At 70.4% G+C, this 3,319-nt stretch carries 2 protein-coding genes; both read left to right on the forward strand.

All coding sequences use genetic code 11. The features are described from left to right. The first annotated feature begins 519 nt into the window (after positions 1 to 519). The gene (locus KBB57_RS19920; RefSeq protein WP_290754114.1) at positions 520 to 2,634 is read left to right on the forward strand and encodes a hypothetical protein; all 2,115 of its coding nucleotides are present in this window, start codon (positions 520 to 522) and stop codon (positions 2,632 to 2,634) included. Positions 2,635 to 2,771: 137 nt separating this feature from the next. Continuing rightward, positions 2,772 to 3,319, forward strand: a 548-nt coding sequence (locus tag KBB57_RS19925) for a hypothetical protein (protein WP_290754117.1), incomplete at its 3' end; no start/stop codon positions are given.

A 3,319-nucleotide genomic window follows, 5' to 3' on the forward strand; every position in this document is an offset into this window, starting at 1 on the left:
ACCGAGGTCACGGCGCCGACGCAGAAGATCGCGACATAGGTGAGGGCAGTCTTGACGAGGTGCAACGACGGTCTCCTTACGGCGAGCGTCAACGTGGCATAGACCCCGGCGGCTTGTAAAGCTCCGCGCGAGCCCCGAGCCTCGCGCCGCCTTCGCCCAGCCCCGCGCTCGCCCGCCTGCGCGGGCCCTTGCTCACGGACCCGCGGCGCCGCCCGTCCGCAGCGAAGGCGCCACGCCGCCTGCACACGCTGCATCCGGGCGAAAACCGCCGCCCGCATGCGATCGCGCCCGCGACGACACGCGCCCGCGACGGACCCGTGACGCGAATGGCCGACCACCCTCACCCGTTCATCGCCACGGTCCCGGCGCGCAACGCCGGTCCGCGTGCGGCACCGCTGCCGGGCCTTTATGCCGGTCTTTGGCGGTCTGTGAGCCAGCACGCTAAGCTGCGAGGCTGTCACAATGTCTTCCCTGGTGAAACGCTCCCGTCGCTCCTGTCGCTCCTGGCGCTCCTGGCTCATGTCCCTGGCCGCCGCGGGCCCCCTCGGGTTGTTCGCCTGTTCGGGCGCCCAGCAGACGCTGCCCCACGCGGCGCCCGAGCCCGAGGCCGCCGCCAGCGCGGGTGAGGTCGCCGCGCCGCCCGTGCGCGAGCCGAGCGCCCCGCCGGTGCCGGTGCTGCCCAAGGTGAGCCAGCGCGAACACGCGGCCGGCCAGGCCTGGGTGTTCGAGCCCGGCGCCGAGCCCCGCAAGCAGGAGATCGCCCAGGCCGAGGCCGCCGGCTACACGGTGGTCGACCTCGGCAACAGCTGGGTCCCTTACATCTTCAGCGAGAAGACCACCGGCGTCGAGGACCTCAGCGCCAACGAGTACCGCCAGCGCTACATCGGCCTCGCCAACGACAAGATCGACGCCGAGGGCGAGAAGCTCGACGCGCACGAGCGAAACTTCCTTGAGCTCTACGGGATCCCGCCCACGCTGCGCGTCGTCCACGCCGACTGGCAAGCCTCCGACACCGAGATCGACCCCTGCCTCACCCAGGCCGGCTTCGACCCCGAGGTCTTCAAGCGCTTCACCGGCGTGATCCCCTACACCGGCAAGAAGGGCGGCGACGTGCGCAAGGCCAAGGCCCTGGCCGCCAAGCTCGCCAAGGACATGAAAAAGGCCGGCCTCGACCCCGCCACCCCCGAGGCCGCCAAGGATCACCCCAAGCTCGGCAACAGCTACGCCCTGTGGCAGGAGACAAAGGCCCGCGTCGACGTCATCGACCACGCCCAGCGACGCCTGCGCTGCGAGAAGATGTTCGTGTCCGCCGAGGGCGTCGGCAAGTACGAGCCCGGCGTGTTCGACAGCGCCACCACCCACGCCCTCGCCGCCTTCGAGAAGAAGCACGCGATCAAGGGATGGGGCCACTTCACCCAGGACAACCTCGCCGCCCTCGCGCTCTCCCAGGCCGAGAGCAACCACGGCCGCCTCCTCCGCGTCGTCGAGGAGCGCACCGTCTCCGGCGCCGGCATCCTCGAGGACGGCTCGGCCCTCAAGTGGAAGCCCAAGTTCCGCTGGACCGACAGCCAGGGCCAGGAGCACGCCCTGCGCGACGTCGCCGGCGAGGCCCGCAGCGCCGTCATCGCGGCCCTCGATCTCACCACCCCCGAGTCCGCCAAGCAGACCCTCGCCCGCCTCTCCGACCTCGGCGGCGGCAACTTCGACAACCTGCTGGTCGCCGTCCGCCTGCCCCCGCCGCCCGCCTACTACGCCGAGGACATGCAGTTCGACGTCGTCATCGACCGCGGCGACGTCTGGTACGACTTCCCGTTCGACAGCGAGGGCAACAAGCTCGGCCAGCCGCGCGAGCGCTACCCGCACTTCACCCTCTACGCCGTGCTCGGCGAGCAGAAGATCCCGCTGGTCCACTGGCGCACCACCATCGGCTCGTGGCGCAGCGAGATGTACAACGGCAGCGAGCACTACAAGTACAAGGAGTCCGACGTCGGCGACCGCGTCTGGAAGGAGATCGTCGCCGCCCCGGTGTGGATCCCCCCGGCCACCACCCCGCCGCGCGAGCTGGTCCGCCGCAAGTGGAAGGACGGCAAGGTCCGCACGGTCGTCAACTACGGCGAGTTCGGCCCCAGCTACACCTCCGCCTACGGCCTCGTCGCCGCCTACCACATCAAGGAGATCAAGGACGCCGAGGGCAACTGGAAGGCCGACTTCGACAACGGCATCCGCACCCACGGCAGCGTCGACTACATGTCGATCCTGCGCCGCTTCTCCCACGGCTGTCACCGCCTCTACAACATGTCCGCGGTGCGCATGTTCTCGTTCATCCTCACCCACCGCGCCTTCACCCGCGAGGGCCAGATCAAGCTCGGCTTCGGCCGCGAGATCGTCCACGAGGGCCACCCCTACAAGATCCAGCTCAAGACCCGCGGCTATCGCTACACCCTGCAGCAGCCGATCGCCGTGCACGTGCTCGAGGGCCGCGTCCGCGGCGACCGCAAGTCGCCGGTCGACGCGTACATCCCCAAGCCGACCAAGGCGCCCGCCCCGGGCGACGAGCTCACGCCCGAGTCCTCGCCCGAGGTCACGGCCACCGACGTGACACCCGCGATTCCCGTCGCTCCCGTGACCCCGTAACACCACCGCAATTACCCCGTGGGTTGCCGCACGCGGCTGGCAACCCCCATACGGCCGTCGCAACCATTCGCAGCAATCGCAGCGATCGCCCTCGCGCCCCTTGAGCGAGGCCGCTCCATGCTGCAATATCCCGCGCCGTGCAACGTAACATCGCGTCCGGGTTCGAGGACAGCTACCGTCGCCACCTCGCCGTCGAACAGCGACGCGCGGTGCTCGACACCATCGCCCACGAGCTGACCCCCGACACGACCCTCGGCGACATCATCGACGCCGCCCACGACCTCGGCTGGGCCGACGGCCTCGGCGAGCTGTGCCTCTCCGACCTGGCCATCGCCCTGTTCGGTGAGGCCAACGTCGACGCCCCGATCGACGCCCCCGTCGCCGCCGAGGCCGTCACCGCACCCGTCGACGTCGACAACGACGACAGCGAGGCCGACGAGGATAACGACGACGACGACACCGAGCTCGCGGCCGACGACGACGACGACGACGCCGAAGCCGAGCCCGAGGACGAGCCAGCCCGCGGCCGCAAGCCGAGCAGCCTCGACCGCGCCGTCGACCGCATCGAGAAGACCCTCGCGGCCGCCCGCAAGACCCGCGCCAAGAAGGTCGCCAAGGCCGCCAGCAAGAAGGTCGCCAAGGCCGCCGCCCGCATCCCCACCCCCGTCAAACCCGCCAAGGCCAA

Origin of the sequence: Amaricoccus sp. (assembly GCF_017993425.1) — a bacterium.
Classification (GTDB): Bacteria; Pseudomonadota; Alphaproteobacteria; order Rhodobacterales; family Rhodobacteraceae; genus Amaricoccus.